This is a genomic window from Agrobacterium tumefaciens, assembly GCF_013337285.1.
Classification (GTDB): Bacteria; Pseudomonadota; Alphaproteobacteria; order Rhizobiales; family Rhizobiaceae; genus Agrobacterium; species Agrobacterium burrii.
This window is the reverse complement of the sequence record NZ_SUPW01000001.1, coordinates 391,774-410,223: the sequence shown is the minus strand read 5'-3', so window position 1 is coordinate 410,223 and position 18,450 is coordinate 391,774. Positions and strand designations below refer to the sequence as shown.

Below are 18,450 nucleotides of genomic sequence, written 5' to 3'. Positions count from 1 at the left end.
TCTCGGATTTGAAAAACAGCAATGGCGTTAGGCGTGTTCTGATCTGTCGTGACACTTTCGCGTGTCGACGCGCGGCAAGGGAAGGCGGCTGCCAATGCTGACCTTTCGTTCCGCCCGAACCGAGGATGAAGACGCGCTCTACGCCATAAGCCTTGCCACCGGCGATGCCGGGCAGGATGCAACTCCGCTTTATAATGATGGCCGCATGGTCGGGCATATCTATTCCGTGCCCTATCTGCATCTGTGGCCAGATGCCGTTTTCGTGGCCGAGGACGAGGAGGGGGTCTGCGGTTATATCGCCGGCGCGCTCGATACGGCCTTGCATGAAGAGCGGCTGGAGCAGGAATGGTGGCCGCATCTGCGCGCCCTTTACCCCGACCCCGGCGGCGACCAGCAGACATGGGACGCCGACCAGCGCCGCGCCCATTTCATCCACCACCCGCGCCGCACGCCAGAGTGGCTTACGGATCCGTTCCCGGCCCATATCCACATGAACCTTCTGCCGCGCACGCAGGGCAAGGGCGGCGGCACCCGGCTTCTGTCGCGCTGGCTGGATATGGCAAGACAGAACAACGTCTACGGCATCCATCTCGGCGCCAGCGAACGCAACCATGCCGGTATGCGCTTTTGGGAAACCCGCGGCTTCAAACGCCTGGACAGCCACGAAACGCCCGGCAGTGTGTGGTTCGGCATGGCGTTGGAGTGATTCAGGTTCTGATGACCCTCGCTGCACCTGCTGCCAGAAACGGCGCAAATGCGGTGCGAATCTCTTCGAGAAATGTGTCGCTGAAACGCCCGATTGGAGATTGCGTAGCATTGAAATGATATGAACGTTCGATTACGTCGTAATTGCATTCGCTAACGGTGATCCAGCCTCCGTCATAGTTTGTAAGTTTTGCCCGTCGGAGTTCCAGTTTGGGTATTTCGATGGCTTGTTGCTGGCTATCGAGCGGCGGTTTCGATGAAATCGGCAGCAGCAGTACATGTGATAGTCCCTGAGCGTCCGTAACCGACAGGATTATGCAAACGGGGCGGTCCTTTTCTCCATGGTCCCGCTGTGGATCAGCGGAAAACTGCCATCTCCACAAATACGGATAGGAAACGATATCGCCCCGTTTGAATTTGGACATTATCGGTCCTGCTCATCGCGAGATTTCCGATATTCGTTGGAATCTTTCTCCAGTTGGGTCTCGAACATGGTTGCCATTTCATCAGGCATTTCACCGGCCCCATAAGACTGGCGCGGATCGTCGCTTCCCAGCATTTTCTCGAAGAGTTCGACCGGCACGACGACGACCGAAGGACGCCCATGCTTCGTCAGGGTGATGGGCGATTTCTGCGCTTCGTCATGATACCGACCGAAATGCCGCATAAACTCGGCGGTGGAAATAGATTTTCTTTTCATGAGAAAGCCTCAAAATCTGTGTAATTCTGAATAATACAGAAAATACAGAAAACTTAAAGCCGCGGATATCGGTCTCGATGCCTATTCGTCCACAGGAACCTTCTCCCCATCCGCCCAGCCACATTGTTCTTCCCTTCATGCTTTGTTAACCCCTGTGGTCAGGCCTTTTAGAACACGGGTAGGGAATCATGCTGGCGAGTGCAGAGGCGATTTCAGCCGACAGACCGGAAAAACGTATCAAGGATCGCGCTCAGACCGAGAAAGCGATTTTTGAGGCGGCGAGGTCGCTGCTTGCCGAAGAAGGCTTTCAGGGCTTCGGCATCAATGCGGTTGCCCGCCGCGCCGGTTGCGACAAGCAGCTGATCTATCGTTATTTCGGCGGCCTTGACGGTTTGATCGAGGCGATTGGCGAGGATCTCGGCTCCTGGGTGAAGGATCGCATTCCCGAAGACACCGGCGGTATGTTCCTTCTGACCTATGGCGATCTCATGGAAAAGCTGGCGCTTTATTTCATGGATGCGCTACGCAGCGATCCTCTCGTCTGCAAAATCATCGCCTGGGAAGTCTCGGATGGCTCGCCGCAGGTCCGGCGATTGGCCGAAGCCCGCGCCAAGTCGCTGGGCAAGTGGCTGGAGCGCATGCGTGGTTCGCTCGCGGCTCCGAAGGGCGTGGATACCGCCGCAGTCAATGCCGTGCTGTTCGCCGCCATCCAGCACCTCGTCATTTCCGCTGCCACCAGTGGCCAGTTCGCCGGTGTACCGCTGAAATCCGAGCGGGACTGGGAGAAGATCACCACGGCCGTCAAAAGGCTGGTGCGCGGCGTCTACGGCTGAAACCGCTGCCGGGTTGGGGGAGACTGCAATCCCTGCGCAAGCGCCGTATTAAAGAAAAATAAGTGATGTTTTCACCGGGCCGGCAACCGCCCGCCGTATCTGCCCGTTCACGCAGATACGCGTTTTCCACATGCCGCCCGCCCGCCATTAACCATAATGACAGCTTTCAATTGCGTCGCCATGGCTGCCGGTCCAGTGTGAATTAACGAAAAGTTAACCATGCGCAATGACTGCGCATAAGGGAGCCGCAAGTGAGCCGCTGGACAGCTTTGGGCGTCATGATGACGTTTTTTGTGATGCTGCCGTTGGATATCGACGCGCCGGCGCTGAACCTCTGCCTGATGGCCGCGGTGCGCTGGGCGGTGCTTGCCGGCATTCCCGATACGGTTTTCGCGCGGGGGCAGGCGGCATGAAGTGGTTTCTGATCCTGTGGGCAGGTCCCGTCGCATTGCTGGGCAGCTGGTACTGGCTTTCCTATTACGACATGAGTTTCGGCTTTTTCATGTTGACGCGCCAGACGCATGATCTGGTATTCCAGATTTACGGCAATATTCTCGGCCTGCCGCCGGAAAGCCTGCCGCCGCTGGTGGCGCGCGCTGTTGCGGTCGATAGCCTGATCGTTTTTGCTATCCTCGGTTTTCGCAAGAGGAAGCAGATTGCCGCCTGGTGGCAGGGCCGTCAGTCGACGGCGCGGGCGAGTGCCGAAAGCCTGTCCAGCGCACCCTGAAGAATGAAGCTGGCGGCTGCCGAATCGATGCGCTCGGCCCGCTTGGCGCGTGAGACATCCATTTCCAGCAACGCGCGCTCGGCCGCGACCGTGGAAAGCCGCTCATCCCAGAAAATAAAGGGCAGGGCGGTTTTTTCGCCCATGGTGCGCACGAAGGCGCGTGTTGCCTGCACGCGCGGCCCGGCCGAGCCATCCATGTTCATTGGCAGACCGATGATGAAGGCGGCAACCTTCTCCTTTTCGGCAAAGGCCAGCAGCACTTCGGCATCCCGAGTGAATTTTACCCGCTTCAAAACGGGGCGAGGCGTCGCGAAGCGTCGCGACAGGTCCGACATGGAAAGCCCGATGGTTTTCGTGCCAAGGTCGAGACCGGCAATCGCCTGTGCGGGCTGAAGCGTTTCCGCCAGTTCCTCGATGGTGAGTATCGCCATGTCTCGCGCTGCCTTTATCGCTTGCGGACGAATTCGGTGCGCAGCACCAGACCCTTGACCGCATCATGCCTGCAATCGATCTCTTCCGGATTTTCGGTGAGCCGGATCGACTTGATGACGGTGCCCTGCTTGATGACCGTGTTGGTGCCTTTGACCTTCAGGTCCTTGATCAAGGTTACGGAATCGCCGTCCGCCAGCACATTGCCGGCTGCATCGTGCACTTCATTCGCGCGAGCCGCCTCGGCGGCCACTTCGGAAGCCGGCCGCCATTCGCCAGACGCTTCATCGTACACATAATCGTCATTGTCAGCGGCCATTGTCGCCTCTCTTAAATACAGGTAGTGCGGTTTCTCAAGTCGTCCTATGTCATACTACACCGGCAATACAAAGGAGAACTTCCCATGAAAATCACATGGCTCGGCCATTCCGCCTTCCGCCTCGAAAACGGCGACGCGAAGATCCTCATCGATCCGTTTTTCACCGGCAATCCCGGTTTTGCCGGACAGGACGCGAAGACAGCAGCCGAGGGCATCACCCATATTCTCCTGACCCACGGCCATGGCGACCATGTTGGCGATACCGTCGAGCTTGCCCGCGAAACGGGCGCGACGGTGCTTGCCAATGCCGATCTCGCCGCATGGCTGTCTTCGAAAGGTGTTGCGAAGATCGACATGGGCAATACCGGTGGCACGGTGCATTTCGACGGTTTTTCCGTCACCTTCACCAATGCGCTGCATTCGTCTGCCCAGCTCACCGAAGATGGCGTTTCGCATTCGCTCGGCAATGCGAACGGCCTGATGCTGCATTTCGAAAATGGCCCGGCCGTCTATCACATGGGCGATACCGATATCTTCTCCGACATGAAGCTCATCAATGAATTGCATCAGCCCGATATCGGCCTCGTGCCGATCGGCGACCGTTTCACCATGGGTGGTGCTGTGGCCGCACTTGCCTGCCAGCGCTTCTTCAAGTTCCAGAATGTCATCCCCTGCCACTACGGTTCCTTCCCGATCATCGACCAGACGCCGGAGAAATTCGTGGCCGGCATGGAAGGCGCGGAAGCCCGCGTTCATACGCCGAAGGCTGGCGAGACGCTGTCCTTCTGACATTTTGCTAGAGCATATCGTGACCGCAAAACCGTAACACAGTTTGACACGACATGCTTTCTACCGTTGCGAAGGACGGACATGGTGATTATAGCGGTTAGGAAAATTCTGACCGGAGTAGAACCATGTCCGTCGATCTCGCCACCGTAAAGCGCGTTGCGCGCCTTGCCCGTATCGCTGTCAGCGAAGAAGAAGCACAGAATATGCTCGGCCAGCTGAACGGCATACTCGGTTTCGTGGAGCAGCTTTCGGAAGTGAATGTCGATGGCGTCGAGCCAATGACATCAGTGACCCCGGTGGACATGAAGAAGCGTGCCGATGTGGTGACCGACGGCAATAAGGCGGAAGACATCGTCGCCAATGCGCCTGCGACCGACCGGGACTTCTTCATGGTCCCGAAAGTGGTCGAATAAGCGACCGCCTCTACCGCCCGATTTTTCCGAGATTTTCGAAAGCCGTTGCCGACCATGACCGACCTGACGAGCCTGACCATTGCCGAAGCCCGCGAAAAGCTGAAGGGCAAAGAATTTTCCGCCCTCGAGCTGACCGACGCCTATCTCTCAGCCATCGATGCGGCCAACGGCGCGCTGAACGCCTATGTCGCCTTGACGCCTGAAAAGGCCCGCGACATGGCGAAGGCTTCCGACGAACGTATCGCCGCCGGCAAGGCGGGCGAGCTGGAAGGCATTCCGCTCGGCGTAAAAGACCTTTTCGCCACCCGCGACGTGCACACGCAGGCATGTTCGCATGTTCTCGATGGCTTCAAGCCGAAATATGAATCCACCGTCACCCAGAATCTCTGGGATCAGGGCGCTGTCATGCTCGGCAAGCTCAACATGGACGAATTCGCCATGGGCTCATCCAATGAAAGCTCTTGGTACGGTCCGGTCATCAACCCGTGGCGCGCCAACGGTTCAGAACAGAAGCTGGTGCCGGGCGGCTCGTCCGGCGGCTCGGCCGCAGCCGTCGCTGCGCATCTGTGCGCCGGTGCGACCGCAACCGACACCGGCGGCTCCATTCGCCAGCCGGCGGCCTTCACCGGCACCGTTGGCATCAAGCCCACCTATGGCCGCTGCTCGCGCTTCGGCATCGTCGCTTATGCCTCTTCGCTCGATCAGGCCGGCCCGATTGCCCGTGACGTGCGCGACGCGGCGATCCTGCTGAAGACAATGGCGAGCGTGGATGCCAAGGATACGACATCCGTAGACCTGCCGGTGCCGGATTACGAAAAGGCCATCGGCCAGTCGCTGAAGGGCCTGAAGATCGGCATTCCCCGGGAATATCGCGTCGATGGCATGCCGGAAGAAATCGAAAAGCTCTGGGCCAAGGGCGTGGAATGGCTGCGCGATGCTGGTGCGGAAGTGGTCGATATCTCGCTGCCGCATACCAAATACGCGTTGCCCGCCTATTACATCGTCGCACCGGCCGAAGCCTCGTCCAACCTTGCCCGTTATGACGGCGTTCGTTACGGCCTGCGCGTCGACGGCAAGGACATTGCCGACATGTACGAAAAAAGCCGTGCCGCCGGTTTCGGCAAGGAAGTGCAGCGCCGCATCATGGTCGGCACCTATGTGCTCTCGGCCGGTTATTACGACGCCTATTACCTGAAGGCGCAGAAGGTCCGCACCCTCATCAAGCGCGACTTCGAAAACGTCTTCCATGAGGGCGTTGACGCCGTTCTGGCCCCGATCACCCCGTCCTCCGCCTTCGCTGTGGGTGACGAGGAACTCGCTTCCGATCCGGTGAAGATGTATCTCCAGGACGTCTTCACCATCACCGTCAACATGGCCGGCCTTCCCGGCCTTTCGGTGCCTGCCGGCCTTGACGGCAAGGGCCTGCCGCTCGGCCTGCAGCTCATCGGCAAGCCTTTCGAGGAAGAAACGCTGTTCAAGACCGCACACGCCATCGAGCAGGCAGCGGGCAAGTTCACGCCGGCCAAGTGGTGGTGAACGCCTGAACAAGGGCGTTAGAGAAATTGGACGGGCGGCATCAAGTGCCGCCCGTTTTTTTCATCTGTTGTCCAGCTCACCCCTTACGAGTTCCAGTCCGCGGGGGGTGATGCGGTAGGGCTTGCCGGCGGAAGAGGCGATCGCTCTTTTCCGTTTCAGTTTGCGGAAGGTGAGCAGGTCGAGGCCGCTGAAAATCCAGCCGTCGCGGGTATAAAGCGCGATCTTTTCGATTTTCTGGTGGTCGTCTCGAACGAGTTCAATTCTGCCGCCCTGGGCGAGCAGGTGAAGAATGCGCTGTTCGGCGCGGGAAATGTCCATTTTTGGAAGTCCGGTCGGCGTCTTTTAGACGCGTGAAAGCAAACCCGGCTGCCGTTAGGGCATCCGGCTCGGTTTCATCTGGCCCGGCGCGCAAGAAACTTGCGGGCGGGGCCTTTACCAGGACTCCGATTGAGCGAACATAAAAACTCCGTTATTGCCCGTTCTGGTTAGCGGGCAAGGCTGGCATGGTCAAGTCCGCAGCGCACCCCGAAAAACCATACTGGCCGAATCGCGCCACCGATGTTTTACTCGCCATGGCCATGGAGGGCGCGGCTTGATCGTCATTCGCAATGCGCATGAGCAGGAAGCGGAGGCCTTAGCGGCCATCGGTCTCAGGGCCTGGCGGCAGGCAACCGCCGCACTCGGCATCACCGCGACGCTTTACGACAATGCTTCCAGCGCTTTTTCCAATTTTACCCGTTCGTCATGGCTTGCCATTCGAGTGGCGGAATTTAGCGGCACGGTTGCCGGATGGGCGGCGCGGGAGCATTTTGACGAGACGATTTCCGATTTCTGGATTGATCCGGATTTTCAGCGCCGGCAGGTCGGCAGCCTCCTGCTCGCTGATGTTGAACGGTTGATAGCGGACAAGGGTTTCGAAGCCATCCGGCTCGAAACCCACGCGCAGAACGAACCCGCCGTCGCCTTTTTCCGCCACCATGGCTACAGCGTCCGCTGGCTTTCCGTTTCCTATGCGCCAAAGCTTGATCGCGACGTGCAATCCGTTGGTCTGCAAAAGCAGCTTGTCGAGGTCGAGAGCGGCCTCTACGGGACGGAATTCTGACTGAGACTTGCCAAGCTGTTTAGAAGGCGAGGCGGCCAGTCCGGCATGATTGCCAATGACGCAACAAGGCCCGCCTGTAAGATCACAATGGAGAGCAGAATGCTGCGGAAGGGCTCCTTGCGCGTTTTGTGCCGCAGCAGGCGTTGAGCCGAAATAGCGCCCACGCTGCCGCCCACGAAGGCGAGCCCCAGCAATGTGCTTTCGCGAATGCGCCAGCGGCCATTCCTCGCCGCTTGCCTGTCCCACCAATAGACAAGAAAGACGACAAGATTGAAGGCGACATAGATCATGAAACACAGGGCGATCATCGTCATGATGTGAATTGAAAATCAGACGCGTAAAAATTACGTATGCAGAGCGCCGAAAATCCGGCGCTTCGTGCGACAGGGCGCAAGATGTCTTGCGCCCGCGCGCCATATGTTCTACCCACCAGAGCCAAAGAACCCGTATATCGTGAGCTTCATATGACCCTTGTAGACGTGCGCACCCCCGATCCGAAACGCTTCATTCCCGGCGCGACCGGCGATTGGGAAATCGTGATCGGGCTGGAAGTCCATGCGCAGGTTCTCTCCAATTCCAAGCTGTTTTCCGGCGCTTCCACTACCTTCGGCAATGCGCCGAATTCCAATGTGTCACTGGTGGACGCCGCCATGCCCGGCATGCTTCCCGTCATCAACGAGGAATGCGTTGCGCAGGCAGTGCGCACCGGTCTGGGCCTGAAGGCCAAGATCAACAACCGTTCGATCTTCGACCGCAAGAACTATTTCTATCCGGATCTGCCGCAGGGCTACCAGATTTCGCAGTTCAAGGACCCGATTGTCGGTGAGGGCATCATCACCATTTCGCTCGGGCCGGACCGTCAGGGCAATTTCGAGGATATCGAGATCGGCATCGAGCGCCTGCATCTGGAGCAGGACGCCGGCAAATCCATGCATGACCAGCACCCGACCATGTCCTTCGTGGATCTCAACCGTTCGGGCGTGGCGCTGATGGAAATCGTCTCCAAGCCGGATATGCGCTCGTCGGATGAGGCCAAGGCCTATCTCACCAAGCTGCGCTCCATCGTCCGTTATCTCGGCACCTGCGACGGCAACATGGATGAAGGCTCGATGCGCGCCGACGTCAACGTCTCCGTGCGCCGTCCCGGCGAAGGTTTCGGCACGCGTTGCGAAATCAAGAACGTCAACTCCATCCGCTTCGTCGGCCAGGCCATCGAATATGAGGCGCGCCGCCAGATCGCCATTCTGGAAGACGGCGGAGCCATCGATCAGGAAACCCGCCTGTTCGATCCCGGCAAGGGCGAGACGCGCTCCATGCGCTCCAAGGAAGACGCGCATGACTATCGCTATTTCCCCGATCCGGACCTCTTGCCGCTCGAATTCGACGATGCTTTCGTCGAGGCGCTGAAGGTCGATCTGCCGGAACTGCCCGACGACAAGAAGGCCCGTTTCGTGGCTGACCTCGGCCTGTCGGTCTATGACGCCTCGATCCTCGTGTCGGAAAAGGCGATTGCCGATTATTACGAAGCCGTCGCCGCCGGTCGGGATCCGAAGGCCGCCGCCAACTGGGTCATCAACGATCTTCTCGGCGCGCTCAACAAGTCGGGCAAGGATATCGAGACGACCCCGGTTTCGCCGGAACAGCTCGGCGGTATCATCGATCTCATCAAGGCCGAGACCATTTCCGGCAAGATCGCCAAGGACCTGTTCGAAATCGTCTGGAATGAGGGCGGCAATCCGGCCGAAATCGTCGAGACGCGCGGCATGAAGCAGGTGACGGATACCGGGGCCATCGAAAAGGCCGTGGATGACATCATCGCCGCCAATCCCGATCAGGTCGAGAAGGTCAAGGCGAAGCCCGCGCTCGCCGGCTGGTTCGTCGGGCAGGTCATGAAGTCGACGGGCGGCAAGGCCAACCCGCAGGCCGTGCAGGTGCTGGTCAAGGCCAAGCTCGGCATAGAGGACGAATAGTAACTGCGGGCCGGAGTGGCCATCAGTAAAGGTTGGAGAGACCGCACGCCTCTCCTCCGTCATCCTCGGGCTTGTCCCGAGGATCTAACGACCCACAAGATCAAACGTGATTAGATCCTAGGGACAAGCCCGAGGATTACGTCGAGATTGGGGGACTGACATCGCTTACTGCCGGGATAACACCCGGCATTTCTGTTTCCAGACGGAGCCAAATCATGTTTTTCATCCGCACGGCAAGCCTGCGTGACATCGAGCCAGTCCGGGCGCTGCTCGCCACAACCTGGCATGCGACCTATGACCCGATCTACGGCGCAGAAAAGGTGAGCGAGTTGATTGCCGCATGGCATTCGCCGCAGGCTATGAAAGACCGTGTTGCGAAAAAGGGCGGCGAATTTCTGGTGGCTGATGATGGCAAGCGGATCGGCGGCATGGCCTATGGTTCGATGTCCACCAAGATGGCGAAGACGGCCCTGCTACACCAGCTTTATGTCGCGCCCGACCTTCAGCGGCAGGGCGTCGGCCGCGATCTCTTCGCGGAACTCGAAACCTGTTTCCCGGATGCGGAAATCATGCGTCTCGAGGTCGAGCCTAAAAATACTGTCGCAATCGCCTTTTATGAAGGCGTCGGTTTTGCCGAAGTGGACCGAATCGAGCGCATGGCCGGCATTGAGGGTTTACCCGGCATCGTGATGGAAAAGAGCCTTAAACGATGAATCCGACGTTAGAAAAACTGATCATTCGCACGGCGCGCGAAGACGATCTCCCGGCACTCGCCGCCATTTTTGCTGCCGACGAGATCGGCGGCCACGGCGACACCGCCGACGAATCGGCGCAGCCTGACTATCTCGCGGCCTTCCGTGCCATTGCCGCATCGCCCAGCGAAACGCTCTATGTCGCGGAACTGGATGGCGAGGTGGTCGGCACTTTCCAGACGGCGATCCTGACCAAGCTCGTGGGGCGAGGGGCGAAGTCCATGGTGATCGAGGCGGTGCAGACACGGTCTGACATGCGCGGACGGGGCATCGGCGCGGTTATGATCAATTATTGCCTTGAGGACGCCCGCCGTCAGGGCGTGAACGCCGTGCAGCTCACCTCCAACATGGCCCGGCTGGATGCACATCGCTTCTATGAGCGACTGGGTTTCGAGAAGCGGCATTTAGGCTTCAGGATGAAGCTGAAATAGCGCCGATATATCTCGAAATGCTGGACAATTGCCGTGAGGGGCGGCATAAGCATGTCTTGTGCCGTGCGATTTAAAATCGCTGCAGCGCATTCAAGCCCGAGGAACGGATAATGAAGACTCTCCTGACGCAAATCTTCACCTGGTGGAACGGCCAGACGATCGGAACGCGGTTTCACACCTGGCGTTTTGGCAAGAAAGTCGGACAGGACGAGTTGGGCAATACCTACTACGAAGGCGGCACCACCTCTTGGGGCATGCCGCGCCGCTGGGTGATCTATAATGGTTATGCGGAAGCGTCGGCTATTCCGCCCGGCTGGCATGGCTGGATGCACTACCGCACCGACGTACCGCCGAGCCAGGAAAGCTACGTCGCGCGCGACTGGCAGAAGCCGCATCAGCCGAACCACACCGGCACGTCCAAAGCCTATCGCCCTCAAGGGTCGCTGGCGGTTGCCGGCGAGCGCCCGCGCGTGACCGGCGACTACGACGCCTGGACACCCGGCAACTGAGCCATTGTGATGCGCGGTGTTGTGCAAAACACCGCGCTGACATCCGGCCTCACCGGTTTTTGCCACATTCCGCCCTTACGCGTTGATCCGGTCGGCGTCTCGACACAGGCAAATATTTGGAGACATATCGTATGAGGAAAATCACGCGGGATCGTTCTTTGCGTGCGCTGACAGTGTCGCTGTTCGCAGCGGTTTCTGCTGTCATCCTCATTTCGCCCGTCTCTGCGGCGCGTCTGGAAAACCGTGTCGCGGTGTTTTCCGGCATCGACAAGATCACCGGCCGCATCACCTCGTTTGATGTCTATATTGACGAGACCGTACAGTTCGGCGCGCTTCAGGTGACGCCGAAGGTCTGTTATTCCCGCGACCAGACGGAAACCCAGAAGATCGACGCTTTTGTCGAGGTTGATGAAATCACGCTCGACCGCAAGATCAAGCGCATTTTCACCGGCTGGATGTTTGCCGACAGCCCCGGCCTCAACGCCGTTGAGCACCCGATCTACGACGTCTGGCTGACGGGCTGCAAGCCGGACTCGGAAGTCCCGGCTCCCTCAACGGCAAGCAAATAACCTAACGTAAATTATTCAGAATTGCAGGCTGGGCCGGTTGACGGCAAGATCCAGTATCTTTGCATATTCCTGCTTCGGCACATCGATGGCGCCGAATGTCTTCAGATGTTCGGTGGTGAATTGTGTGTCGAGCAGCACGAAGCCGCTTGTTTTCAACCGCTCCACCAGATGCACGAGGCAAATCTTCGAGGCGTTGGTGCGGCGGGAAAACATGCTTTCGCCGAAAAAGGCAGCGCCGAGCGAGACACCGTAAAGGCCGCCCACAAGTTCCTTGCCATCCCACGCCTCGACGCTGTGCGCATGACCGATCTGGTGCAGCTCGGTATAAAGCTTGCGGATGGTGGCATTGATCCACGTGCTCGGCCTGTCCGGCGCTTCCGCCGCACAGCCCGCCATGACAGCTTCGAAGGCGGTGTTGAAGCGTATGTCGAACGGCTTCTTGCGTATTGCCTTGGTGAGGCTTTTGGAAACGTGAAAATCATTGAGTGGGATGATGCCGCGAATCTCCGGCTCGACCCAGAAAAGTTCCGGATCGTCAGCCGAATCGGCCATGGGAAACAGGCCGGCGGAATAGGCGCGCAGCAGAATATCGACCGTTATGTCGTTATTTCTGCTGCGCCGCCCAGCCATATCGTCTTAGTGAGACGCGTCACCGGCCAGATATTTTTCCAGCCAGTGAATGTCGTAATCGCCATTGAGAATATCCTCGTTCTGGAGGAGATCCTGGAAAAGCGGCAGGGTGGTCTTGATGCCGTCGACGACGAACTCATCCAGCGCCCGGCGAAGGCGGCGAATGCACTCGTCCCGGTCGCGGCCGTGAACGATCAGCTTGCCGATCATGCTGTCGTAATAGGGCGGGATTTTGTAGCCCTGATACGCGCCCGAATCGACGCGAACGCCAAGGCCACCCGGCGTGTGGAAATAGGTCAGCGTGCCGGGTGAGGGAACGAAGGTGCGCGGGTCTTCGGCATTGATACGGCATTCGATGGCATGGCCATGGAATTCGATATCCGCCTGCGTCACCGACAGGCCCTGGCCCGAAGCGACGCGGATCTGTTCCTGCACGAGATCCATGCCGGTGATCGCTTCCGTCACCGGATGCTCCACCTGCAGACGAGTGTTCATTTCGATGAAATAGAACTCGCCGTTTTCATAAAGGAACTCGATGGTGCCGGCGCCGCGATATTTCAGCTTGCGCATGGCGTCGGCGCAAATCTCGCCGATCTTCATGCGCTGTTCGACGGTAAGTGCCGGCGAATTGGCTTCTTCCAGCACCTTCTGGTGACGGCGCTGAAGCGAGCAGTCGCGCTCGCCAAGGTGAATGGCAGCGCCTTCACCATCGCCGAAAACCTGCACTTCGATATGGCGCGGCTTGCCGAGGTATTTTTCCATGTAGACGGCGTCGTTGCCGAAGGCCGCTGCCGCTTCGGAACGGGCAGTCGCAACCGCCTCTTCCAGGTCTTCTTCGGTCTTTGCCACTTTCATGCCGCGACCGCCGCCGCCTGCCGTCGCCTTGATGAGGACCGGGAAGCCGATCGTCCGGGCAATTTCCAGCGCGTTTTCAGGCTTCACTTCGCCGTCAGAACCGGGAACGACGGGGATGCCGAGTTGCTGCGCCGTCTGCTTGGCGGTGATCTTGTCGCCCATGATGCGGATATGTTCGGCGGTCGGTCCGATGAAGGTGATGCCGTGCGCGTCGAGAATATCGGCGAACTTGGCGTTTTCCGACAGGAAGCCGTAACCGGGGTGAACGGCGTCCGCACCGGTGATTTCGCAGGCCGCAACGATCTGGTGGATGTTGAGGTAGCTGTCACGCGAGGGCGGCGGGCCGATGCACACGCTTTCGTCGGCAAGACGCACATGCATCGCATCCGCGTCGGCCGTGGAATGCACTGCCACCGTGGGAATGCCAAGCTCCTTGGCGGCGCGCAGGACGCGCAGCGCGATCTCGCCACGGTTGGCTATGAGGATCTTCGAAACCATGCTGAACCGCCTTTATTCGATGACCACGAGGGCTTCGCCATACTCCACGGGCTGCGCGTCGTTGACGATGATTTCCACGATCTTGCCGGATTTGGGCGCGGGGATCTGGTTCATGGTCTTCATGGCCTCGACGATAACGATGGTCTGGCCTTCCTTGACGGTCGCGCCGACTTCGATGAAGGGACGGGCACCCGGAGCAGGCGACAGATAGACCGTGCCGACCATCGGCGAGGACACGGTGTTGGCCGGGTTGCGGGCAGGTGCGGCGGCGGCTGCAGGTGCTGCGATCGCCGGTGCTGCGGCAGGCGCTGCTGCCGGTACTGCGTAAGGGGCGGGCGCCGCGGCATAGACCGTGGCGGGCGGAGCGGCGCGGGAGACGCGGATGCGCAGGTCGTCCTGCTCCACTTCGATTTCCGAAAGGTCGGTATCGTTGAGGATATTCGCGAGATCGCGGATCAGTTCCTTGTCGATACCCTGTTTCTTTTCAGACATGACAAACCCTATTCTTTGTTTCTTTTTATGCCGTGATGTTTTTCAGCGCGTGAAGCGCCATGATATATCCGTATGGTCCAAAACCGCAGACCATGCCTTTCGCCGCAGGTGATACCATCGATTTGTGACGGAACTCTTCCCGCGCGTGGATGTTGGAAATGTGCACTTCCACGACCGGTGTGGAAATAGCACGAATGGCGTCGTGCAACGCAATCGAGGTGTGGCTGTAGGCGCCGGGATTGATGACGACGCCCGCCGCCCGCTCGCCCGCCTCTTGCAACCAGTCCACAAGCACGCCTTCGTGGTTGGACTGGCGAAATTCAACCGCGAAACCGAGATCGGCACCAGCCGCAAGACAATCATTCTCGATGTCTTTCAGCGTCTTGCCACCATAGATACCCGGTTCCCTTTTTCCCAGCATGTTGAGATTGGGGCCATTGATGACGATGATGATGTTGCTCATTCACGTTTCCATAAGAAAATCAGCGACACCTATAGACTGCGCAGCCGTCAAGGAAAAGCCCCCGCAGGCCGTAAACAGCCGGGAGGCCCGGCATCCACAGGCAATGCGGGAGCTTTTTTGACAATCAGGAGCAGGTGGCTTTTCCACAGCTGCGCATATTGGCGATTTTTTCCTTAAGCGGGTCCGCACCGACGGCACCGAAAACCGCCTCGTCACCGACGATATAGGACGGCGTGCCGGTGATGCCGAGGCTGTTGGCCAGCTTGTAGGTTTCCTGCACCTGCGCGTCATTGGGGTTTTCCGCCATCGACTTGCGGATATCGACTTCTTTCAGGCCGAGCGAGGTGGCGACTTCCATGGCGCTGTCCTCATTCGCCCGTCCGCGGCCGCCAAGCAGGGTGCGCTGGAATTCGGGGTACTTGGCAGGCGCCAGGAGCTTCACGGCGTTGGAGACCCGGTGCGCGGCAACCGATTCCGGCCCGAGGATCGGGAATTCCTTGAGAACGACGCGCACTTTTTTGTCGCCCTTCAGGATCGTGTCCATGTCGCCCATGGCGCGTTTGCAATAACCGCAATTATAGTCGAAGAATTCGACCAGCGTGACGTCACCGTCGGGGTTGCCGAGCGCCAGATCGTATTTCGATTCGAAGATGGTCTTCTTGTTGTCGGCAACCGCTTCCGCCGCCTTGGCGTTGCGGTTCGCATATTGCTTGCGCTCCAGCGCGTCCTGAACCTCAAGCATGATCTCGGGGTTTTCGATCAGATATTGCTTGATGAATTCGCCCATTTCCTTCTTCTGCTGTTCATCCAGCGCATGGGCGGGCAGGGTGGCAAATACCGTGGAAAGCGCCGTCACGCTAGCGAGAAGGGCGGAACGTAGAAAATGCGCCATATCGGTCCTCATTCTGTGCGGCCGGAGCCTCTTGAAATCTTATGAAGGCAATTACCTTACTTTAAGCCAAATGCCATACGGCAAAAATACTTGTCCGCATTATGATCGCATGATTGTGAAGATCGTGATTCTGCGGCAAGTCTGCGAAATACGGTTCAGGAAAGAGCATGCCCTTGATAACGATCTCGAAGCGGAGCGCCGTCGAACCCTTTCACGCCATGGACATCCTGGCGGAAGCGAACCGGCGCAGGCAGGCGGGACGCCCCGTCATTTCCATGGCGGTCGGCCAGCCTTCCCATCCCGCGCCGAAAGCCTCGCTGGAAGCCGCGCAGGAGGCGCTGAAACACGGCCGCATTGGCTATACCGACGCACTGGGCCTGCGCGAGTTGCGTGAAGCGATCGCCGGTCACTACCGGCTGCGCCATCAGATCGCCGTCGATCCGGCTCGCATTGCCGTGACGACAGGGTCTTCCGCCGCCTTCAATCTTGCCTTCCTCAGCCTTTTCGATGCCGGCGATTCCGTCGCGATCGCAAGGCCCGGCTATCCCGCCTATCGCAATATTCTGAAAGCGCTTGGCCTCAATGTCGTGGAAGTGCCGGTTACGGCTGAAACGGGCTACACGCTGACGCCTGCCAGCCTGGAACGGGCGGAGACCAAAGCCGGCTTAAAGCTGAAGGGCGTGCTTCTGGCAAGTCCGGCCAACCCGACCGGCACCGTTACGGGCCGTGAGGCGTTGAAGCGGCTGGCGAGCTATTGCGAAAGCCGCGACATGGCCTTCATTTCCGATGAAATCTACCACGGCCTCACCTTTGTCGGCGAGGAAACCAGCGCGCTCGAAATCACCGATAGTGCGGTGATCATCAATTCCTTCTCGAAATATTATTGCATGACCGGCTGGCGTATCGGCTGGATGGTCCTGCCGGAAAATCTCGTCCGCCCGGTCGAGTGTCTCGCCCAGAGCCTTTATATCTCCCCGCCGGAACTGTCCCAACTCGCCGCGACCGCAGCCTTTTCCGCGGCGGAGGAGCTGGATGTCTACAGGGAAAGCTACCGCACCAACCGCGACTTCCTGATGGCGCGCCTGCCGGAGATCGGCTTGCCGCTGGCATCGCCCATGGATGGGGCTTTTTATGCCTATGTCGATACCAGTCGCTATTCCAATGACAGCATGGATTTTGCCAAACGCATGCTGGCGGAGATCGATGTGGCGGCGACGCCCGGCATGGATTTCGACCCGGAGGAGGGCCACCGTGCGCTGCGCATTTCTTATGCGGGTTCAGTCTCTGACATTGCCGAGGCCGTGGGGCGTATCGCGGGCTGGCTGAAATAAGCCAGATCACAAGGCATCAGGCGGGCGTGCAGCCAAAGGTGGTGTTGAACGCCTTTTCACCCTTGGTGGTGAAGGTCAGCACGCGGCCGTTTCCGCGCCGCAGCCAGTCGCGCTGCTGCATGGCGTCGAGCAGCGACGCGCCAAGCCCGCCGCCGAGGTGATGGCGGCGCTCGCTCCAGTCCAGACAATGCAGGCAGACCGGACGCCGGGCCTTTTCGAGCGGCGAAACGTCGATGCCGAAGCCTGAGAAAAAATCGCGCCCCCTATCTGTCAGGACGGGATCGTCACCCGGTGTCACGAGCCCGCTCGCAGTGATAGCCGCAAGCAGTGCCACACCACTTTCCCCGGCCAGATGATCGTAGCAGATACGCGCCTCGCGCAGCGCCTTGTCCTTCGGTCCGGTTCGCACGCGCACTGCGCCCGTGCGCTGGGCAAGCCCCATCAGTGCTTCAAGAACCTGCGCTACATCCTCGTCGGAGAGACGGAAATAGCGATGACGGCCCTGTTTTTCCGCCTTCAGCAGCTGCGCATCGGAGAGTTTAGACAAATGCCCACTGGCTGTCTGCAGGGTTACGCCGGCGGCTTCGGCAAGCTCGCTTGCCGTCAGCGCACGCCCGTCCATCAGCGCCGTCAAGATGTTGGCGCGGGCAGGGTCGCCGATCAGGGCGGCGACATTGGCGATCAAGGGTCCGTCTTTCATAGTTCGATGATAGCCGAAGCATTGATGCGAGGCAATGGCTTATACGGGAGAGGCAGAACACGAGGAGAAAGACGATGCTGACCTGTTTCATCCGCTACGAGATCGACCCTTTCAAGGTCGATGCTTTCGACCAATATGCCCGCAACTGGGGCGAAGCGATACCGCGCTGCGGGGCTGATCTCATCGGTTATTACGCACCGAAGGAAGGATCGAACACCATTGCTTACGGTGTCTATAATATCGAAAGCCTCGCCGCTTACGAAGCCTACAGGGCACGGCTCGCCGCCGATCCGGCTGGACGGGAGAACTACGAATTCGCCCGACGCGAACAATTCATCCGCCGTGAGGACAGGCTTTTCCTGCGGCTGGCTTCCGCTCCCCATGCCGGAGGTGGACGATGATCGCCGTCATCTTCGAGGTCTGGCCAGCTGAAGGCGAGAAACAGCATTATCTCGATATCGCCGCCAGCCTGCGCGCAGAATTGGAAACCATTGACGGTTTCGTTTCGGTTGAGCGGTTTCAGAGCATCAGCAATCCGGACAAGATGCTTTCCCTGTCGTTCTTCCGGGATGAGGAGGCGGTGAAGGCGTGGCGCAATACCGCGCCGCATCGCGCCGCACAGGCCATGGGGCGCTCCGACGTCTTTTCCAATTATCGCTTGCGCATCGCTTATGCGATGCGGGACTACGGCTTGCAGGAGAGGGAAGAGGCGCCACCGGACAGCAGGCAAATCCATTCGGCGGATATGGAGGTGCCACGCTGACAAACCGTCAGCATCAGTTTTTCTTCATGCCGGCCCAAGGCT

The 18,450-nt window shown here is 59.1% G+C and carries 28 protein-coding genes; 16 read left to right on the top strand and 12 right to left on the bottom strand.

Annotated elements, in window-relative coordinates; translation table 11 throughout:
• Positions 1-94: 94 nt before the first annotated feature.
• On the top strand, positions 95-706 hold the full coding sequence (locus tag FCH38_RS01975; protein WP_174372689.1) for a GNAT family N-acetyltransferase: 612 nt from the start codon (positions 95-97) through the stop codon (positions 704-706).
• Position 707: 1 nt separating this feature from the next.
• Here the strand turns inward: FCH38_RS01975 and FCH38_RS01970 are convergent, their stop codons facing one another.
• The gene (locus tag FCH38_RS01970) at positions 708-1,130 is read right to left on the bottom strand and encodes a type II toxin-antitoxin system PemK/MazF family toxin (RefSeq protein ID WP_153513601.1); all 423 of its coding nucleotides are present in this window, start codon (positions 1,128-1,130) and stop codon (positions 708-710) included.
• The gene (locus tag FCH38_RS01965; RefSeq protein WP_174372688.1) at positions 1,130-1,405 is read right to left on the bottom strand and encodes a type II toxin-antitoxin system prevent-host-death family antitoxin; all 276 of its coding nucleotides are present in this window, start codon (positions 1,403-1,405) and stop codon (positions 1,130-1,132) included. The genes FCH38_RS01970 and FCH38_RS01965 overlap by 1 nt, the downstream gene beginning before the upstream one ends.
• 188 nt (positions 1,406-1,593) lie before the next feature.
• Between FCH38_RS01965 and FCH38_RS01960 the strand changes: the two genes are divergently transcribed.
• From FCH38_RS01960 to FCH38_RS01950, 3 genes are all read left to right on the top strand, one after another.
• Positions 1,594-2,238 carry a TetR/AcrR family transcriptional regulator gene (locus tag FCH38_RS01960; protein WP_174372687.1) on the top strand — a complete coding sequence of 215 codons (645 nt, stop codon included), beginning with the start codon at positions 1,594-1,596 and terminating at the stop codon, positions 2,236-2,238.
• Positions 2,239-2,489: 251 nt separating this feature from the next.
• Entirely contained in the window at positions 2,490-2,651 is a 162-nt protein-coding gene (locus tag FCH38_RS01955) for a hypothetical protein (protein ID WP_153513604.1), read from the top strand.
• Entirely contained in the window at positions 2,648-2,965 is a 318-nt protein-coding gene (locus FCH38_RS01950; protein WP_174372686.1) for a DUF6105 family protein, read from the top strand. The genes FCH38_RS01955 and FCH38_RS01950 overlap by 4 nt, the downstream gene beginning before the upstream one ends.
• Here FCH38_RS01950 and ruvX read toward each other — a convergent pair.
• Positions 2,917-3,396 carry a Holliday junction resolvase RuvX gene (ruvX, locus tag FCH38_RS01945; protein WP_149897723.1) on the bottom strand — a complete coding sequence of 160 codons (480 nt, stop codon included), beginning with the start codon at positions 3,394-3,396 and terminating at the stop codon, positions 2,917-2,919. The two genes, FCH38_RS01950 and ruvX, sit on opposite strands and share 49 nt — an antisense overlap.
• Before the next feature lie 14 nt (positions 3,397-3,410).
• Entirely contained in the window at positions 3,411-3,713 is a 303-nt protein-coding gene (locus FCH38_RS01940) for an alkylphosphonate utilization protein (RefSeq protein WP_149897722.1), read from the bottom strand.
• An 84-nt stretch (positions 3,714-3,797) separates the two neighbouring features.
• Here FCH38_RS01940 and FCH38_RS01935 point away from each other — a divergent pair, with 84 nt between their 5' ends.
• The 3 genes from FCH38_RS01935 to gatA all read left to right on the top strand — a co-directional run bounded on the left by FCH38_RS01935 (position 3,798) and on the right by gatA (position 6,451).
• On the top strand, positions 3,798-4,502 hold the full coding sequence (locus FCH38_RS01935; protein ID WP_174372685.1) for a metal-dependent hydrolase: 705 nt from the start codon (positions 3,798-3,800) through the stop codon (positions 4,500-4,502).
• A 125-nt stretch (positions 4,503-4,627) separates the two neighbouring features.
• Positions 4,628-4,915, top strand: coding sequence for an Asp-tRNA(Asn)/Glu-tRNA(Gln) amidotransferase subunit GatC (gatC, locus tag FCH38_RS01930; protein WP_003521472.1), 288 nt, complete (start codon positions 4,628-4,630; stop codon positions 4,913-4,915).
• A 54-nt stretch (positions 4,916-4,969) separates the two neighbouring features.
• Complete coding sequence (gene gatA / locus FCH38_RS01925; RefSeq protein ID WP_174372684.1) at positions 4,970-6,451, top strand: Asp-tRNA(Asn)/Glu-tRNA(Gln) amidotransferase subunit GatA; 1,482 nt, start codon at positions 4,970-4,972, stop codon at positions 6,449-6,451.
• A gap of 60 nt (positions 6,452-6,511) precedes the next feature.
• Here the strand turns inward: gatA and FCH38_RS01920 are convergent, their stop codons facing one another.
• Entirely contained in the window at positions 6,512-6,769 is a 258-nt protein-coding gene (locus FCH38_RS01920; RefSeq protein WP_174372683.1) for a YjhX family toxin, read from the bottom strand.
• 274 nt (positions 6,770-7,043) lie between these two features.
• Between FCH38_RS01920 and FCH38_RS01915 the strand changes: the two genes are divergently transcribed.
• Positions 7,044-7,553 carry a GNAT family N-acetyltransferase gene (locus FCH38_RS01915; protein WP_174372682.1) on the top strand — a complete coding sequence of 170 codons (510 nt, stop codon included), beginning with the start codon at positions 7,044-7,046 and terminating at the stop codon, positions 7,551-7,553.
• On the opposite strand, the gene FCH38_RS01910 is transcribed toward FCH38_RS01915, so the two are convergent.
• Positions 7,535-7,867: a DUF1294 domain-containing protein gene (locus tag FCH38_RS01910; RefSeq protein ID WP_174372681.1), complete on the bottom strand. Its 333-nt coding sequence runs from the start codon at positions 7,865-7,867 to the stop codon at positions 7,535-7,537. The two genes, FCH38_RS01915 and FCH38_RS01910, sit on opposite strands and share 19 nt — an antisense overlap.
• Positions 7,868-8,017: 150 nt before the next feature.
• Between FCH38_RS01910 and gatB the strand changes: the two genes are divergently transcribed.
• The 5 genes from gatB to FCH38_RS01885 all read left to right on the top strand — a co-directional run bounded on the left by gatB (position 8,018) and on the right by FCH38_RS01885 (position 11,784).
• The gene (gene gatB / locus FCH38_RS01905) at positions 8,018-9,523 is read left to right on the top strand and encodes an Asp-tRNA(Asn)/Glu-tRNA(Gln) amidotransferase subunit GatB (protein ID WP_174372680.1); all 1,506 of its coding nucleotides are present in this window, start codon (positions 8,018-8,020) and stop codon (positions 9,521-9,523) included.
• A 215-nt stretch (positions 9,524-9,738) separates the two neighbouring features.
• Positions 9,739-10,236, top strand: coding sequence for a GNAT family N-acetyltransferase (locus FCH38_RS01900; RefSeq protein WP_174372679.1), 498 nt, complete (start codon positions 9,739-9,741; stop codon positions 10,234-10,236).
• Positions 10,233-10,706 carry a GNAT family N-acetyltransferase gene (locus FCH38_RS01895; RefSeq protein WP_174372678.1) on the top strand — a complete coding sequence of 158 codons (474 nt, stop codon included), beginning with the start codon at positions 10,233-10,235 and terminating at the stop codon, positions 10,704-10,706. Before FCH38_RS01900 ends, FCH38_RS01895 begins: the two co-directional genes overlap by 4 nt.
• A gap of 110 nt (positions 10,707-10,816) precedes the next feature.
• Entirely contained in the window at positions 10,817-11,215 is a 399-nt protein-coding gene (locus FCH38_RS01890; protein ID WP_046800275.1) for an NADH:ubiquinone oxidoreductase subunit NDUFA12, read from the top strand.
• Between the two features lie 131 nt (positions 11,216-11,346).
• The gene (locus FCH38_RS01885) at positions 11,347-11,784 is read left to right on the top strand and encodes a DUF2155 domain-containing protein (protein WP_149897713.1); all 438 of its coding nucleotides are present in this window, start codon (positions 11,347-11,349) and stop codon (positions 11,782-11,784) included.
• A 15-nt stretch (positions 11,785-11,799) separates the two neighbouring features.
• Here FCH38_RS01885 and aat read toward each other — a convergent pair whose 3' ends face one another.
• The 5 genes from aat to FCH38_RS01860 all read right to left on the bottom strand — a co-directional run bounded on the left by aat (position 11,800) and on the right by FCH38_RS01860 (position 15,614).
• Positions 11,800-12,414, bottom strand: coding sequence for a leucyl/phenylalanyl-tRNA--protein transferase (gene aat, locus FCH38_RS01880; RefSeq protein ID WP_149897712.1), 615 nt, complete (start codon positions 12,412-12,414; stop codon positions 11,800-11,802).
• A 6-nt stretch (positions 12,415-12,420) separates the two neighbouring features.
• On the bottom strand, positions 12,421-13,767 hold the full coding sequence (gene accC, locus FCH38_RS01875) for an acetyl-CoA carboxylase biotin carboxylase subunit (RefSeq protein WP_149897711.1): 1,347 nt from the start codon (positions 13,765-13,767) through the stop codon (positions 12,421-12,423).
• 12 nt (positions 13,768-13,779) lie between these two features.
• Positions 13,780-14,259, bottom strand: coding sequence for an acetyl-CoA carboxylase biotin carboxyl carrier protein (gene accB, locus FCH38_RS01870; RefSeq protein ID WP_149897710.1), 480 nt, complete (start codon positions 14,257-14,259; stop codon positions 13,780-13,782).
• A gap of 25 nt (positions 14,260-14,284) precedes the next feature.
• Positions 14,285-14,722 carry a type II 3-dehydroquinate dehydratase gene (aroQ, locus tag FCH38_RS01865; RefSeq protein WP_003502495.1) on the bottom strand — a complete coding sequence of 146 codons (438 nt, stop codon included), beginning with the start codon at positions 14,720-14,722 and terminating at the stop codon, positions 14,285-14,287.
• Positions 14,723-14,846: 124 nt separating this feature from the next.
• Entirely contained in the window at positions 14,847-15,614 is a 768-nt protein-coding gene (locus FCH38_RS01860) for a DsbA family protein (RefSeq protein ID WP_153513615.1), read from the bottom strand.
• A gap of 173 nt (positions 15,615-15,787) precedes the next feature.
• On the opposite strand from FCH38_RS01860, the gene FCH38_RS01855 reads away from it, so the two are divergent.
• Positions 15,788-16,945 (top strand): pyridoxal phosphate-dependent aminotransferase, encoded by a 1,158-nt coding sequence (locus FCH38_RS01855; protein WP_174373114.1) that lies wholly within the window; start codon positions 15,788-15,790, stop codon positions 16,943-16,945.
• Between the two features lie 16 nt (positions 16,946-16,961).
• On the opposite strand, the gene FCH38_RS01850 is transcribed toward FCH38_RS01855, so the two are convergent.
• A complete protein-coding gene (locus tag FCH38_RS01850) occupies positions 16,962-17,645 on the bottom strand; it encodes a metalloregulator ArsR/SmtB family transcription factor (protein ID WP_174372677.1) in 684 nt (227 codons plus the stop codon).
• A gap of 74 nt (positions 17,646-17,719) precedes the next feature.
• Here FCH38_RS01850 and FCH38_RS01845 point away from each other — a divergent pair, with 74 nt between their 5' ends.
• Both FCH38_RS01845 and FCH38_RS01840 read left to right on the top strand, forming a co-directional pair.
• Complete coding sequence (locus FCH38_RS01845) at positions 17,720-18,046, top strand: NIPSNAP family protein (RefSeq protein ID WP_149897706.1); 327 nt, start codon at positions 17,720-17,722, stop codon at positions 18,044-18,046.
• Positions 18,043-18,408, top strand: a complete 366-nt coding sequence (locus tag FCH38_RS01840; RefSeq protein WP_174372676.1) for an antibiotic biosynthesis monooxygenase family protein — start codon at positions 18,043-18,045, stop codon at positions 18,406-18,408. The genes FCH38_RS01845 and FCH38_RS01840 overlap by 4 nt, the downstream gene beginning before the upstream one ends.
• Positions 18,409-18,450: the final 42 nt, after the last annotated feature.

Bases quoted from the DNA above. Each gene is read 5' to 3' on its own strand.
- FCH38_RS01975 (WP_174372689.1), top strand. From the start codon at position 95: ATGCTGACCTTTCGTTCCGCCCGAACCGAGGATGAAGACGCGCTCTAC.
- FCH38_RS01970 (WP_153513601.1), bottom strand. From the start codon at position 1,130: ATGTCCAAATTCAAACGGGGCGATATCGTTTCCTATCCGTATTTGTGG.
- FCH38_RS01965 (WP_174372688.1), bottom strand. From the start codon at position 1,405: ATGAAAAGAAAATCTATTTCCACCGCCGAGTTTATGCGGCATTTCGGT.
- FCH38_RS01960 (WP_174372687.1), top strand. From the start codon at position 1,594: ATGCTGGCGAGTGCAGAGGCGATTTCAGCCGACAGACCGGAAAAACGT.
- FCH38_RS01950 (WP_174372686.1), top strand. From the start codon at position 2,648: ATGAAGTGGTTTCTGATCCTGTGGGCAGGTCCCGTCGCATTGCTGGGC.
- ruvX (WP_149897723.1), bottom strand. From the start codon at position 3,396: ATGGCGATACTCACCATCGAGGAACTGGCGGAAACGCTTCAGCCCGCA.
- FCH38_RS01940 (WP_149897722.1), bottom strand. From the start codon at position 3,713: ATGGCCGCTGACAATGACGATTATGTGTACGATGAAGCGTCTGGCGAA.
- FCH38_RS01935 (WP_174372685.1), top strand. From the start codon at position 3,798: ATGAAAATCACATGGCTCGGCCATTCCGCCTTCCGCCTCGAAAACGGC.
- gatC (WP_003521472.1), top strand. From the start codon at position 4,628: ATGTCCGTCGATCTCGCCACCGTAAAGCGCGTTGCGCGCCTTGCCCGT.
- gatA (WP_174372684.1), top strand. From the start codon at position 4,970: ATGACCGACCTGACGAGCCTGACCATTGCCGAAGCCCGCGAAAAGCTG.
- FCH38_RS01920 (WP_174372683.1), bottom strand. From the start codon at position 6,769: ATGGACATTTCCCGCGCCGAACAGCGCATTCTTCACCTGCTCGCCCAG.
- FCH38_RS01910 (WP_174372681.1), bottom strand. From the start codon at position 7,867: ATGACGATGATCGCCCTGTGTTTCATGATCTATGTCGCCTTCAATCTT.
- gatB (WP_174372680.1), top strand. From the start codon at position 8,018: ATGACCCTTGTAGACGTGCGCACCCCCGATCCGAAACGCTTCATTCCC.
- FCH38_RS01900 (WP_174372679.1), top strand. From the start codon at position 9,739: ATGTTTTTCATCCGCACGGCAAGCCTGCGTGACATCGAGCCAGTCCGG.
- FCH38_RS01895 (WP_174372678.1), top strand. From the start codon at position 10,233: ATGAATCCGACGTTAGAAAAACTGATCATTCGCACGGCGCGCGAAGAC.
- FCH38_RS01890 (WP_046800275.1), top strand. From the start codon at position 10,817: ATGAAGACTCTCCTGACGCAAATCTTCACCTGGTGGAACGGCCAGACG.
- FCH38_RS01885 (WP_149897713.1), top strand. From the start codon at position 11,347: ATGAGGAAAATCACGCGGGATCGTTCTTTGCGTGCGCTGACAGTGTCG.
- aat (WP_149897712.1), bottom strand. From the start codon at position 12,414: ATGGCTGGGCGGCGCAGCAGAAATAACGACATAACGGTCGATATTCTG.
- accC (WP_149897711.1), bottom strand. From the start codon at position 13,767: ATGGTTTCGAAGATCCTCATAGCCAACCGTGGCGAGATCGCGCTGCGC.
- accB (WP_149897710.1), bottom strand. From the start codon at position 14,259: ATGTCTGAAAAGAAACAGGGTATCGACAAGGAACTGATCCGCGATCTC.
- aroQ (WP_003502495.1), bottom strand. From the start codon at position 14,722: ATGAGCAACATCATCATCGTCATCAATGGCCCCAATCTCAACATGCTG.
- FCH38_RS01860 (WP_153513615.1), bottom strand. From the start codon at position 15,614: ATGGCGCATTTTCTACGTTCCGCCCTTCTCGCTAGCGTGACGGCGCTT.
- FCH38_RS01850 (WP_174372677.1), bottom strand. From the start codon at position 17,645: ATGAAAGACGGACCCTTGATCGCCAATGTCGCCGCCCTGATCGGCGAC.
- FCH38_RS01845 (WP_149897706.1), top strand. From the start codon at position 17,720: ATGCTGACCTGTTTCATCCGCTACGAGATCGACCCTTTCAAGGTCGAT.
- FCH38_RS01840 (WP_174372676.1), top strand. From the start codon at position 18,043: ATGATCGCCGTCATCTTCGAGGTCTGGCCAGCTGAAGGCGAGAAACAG.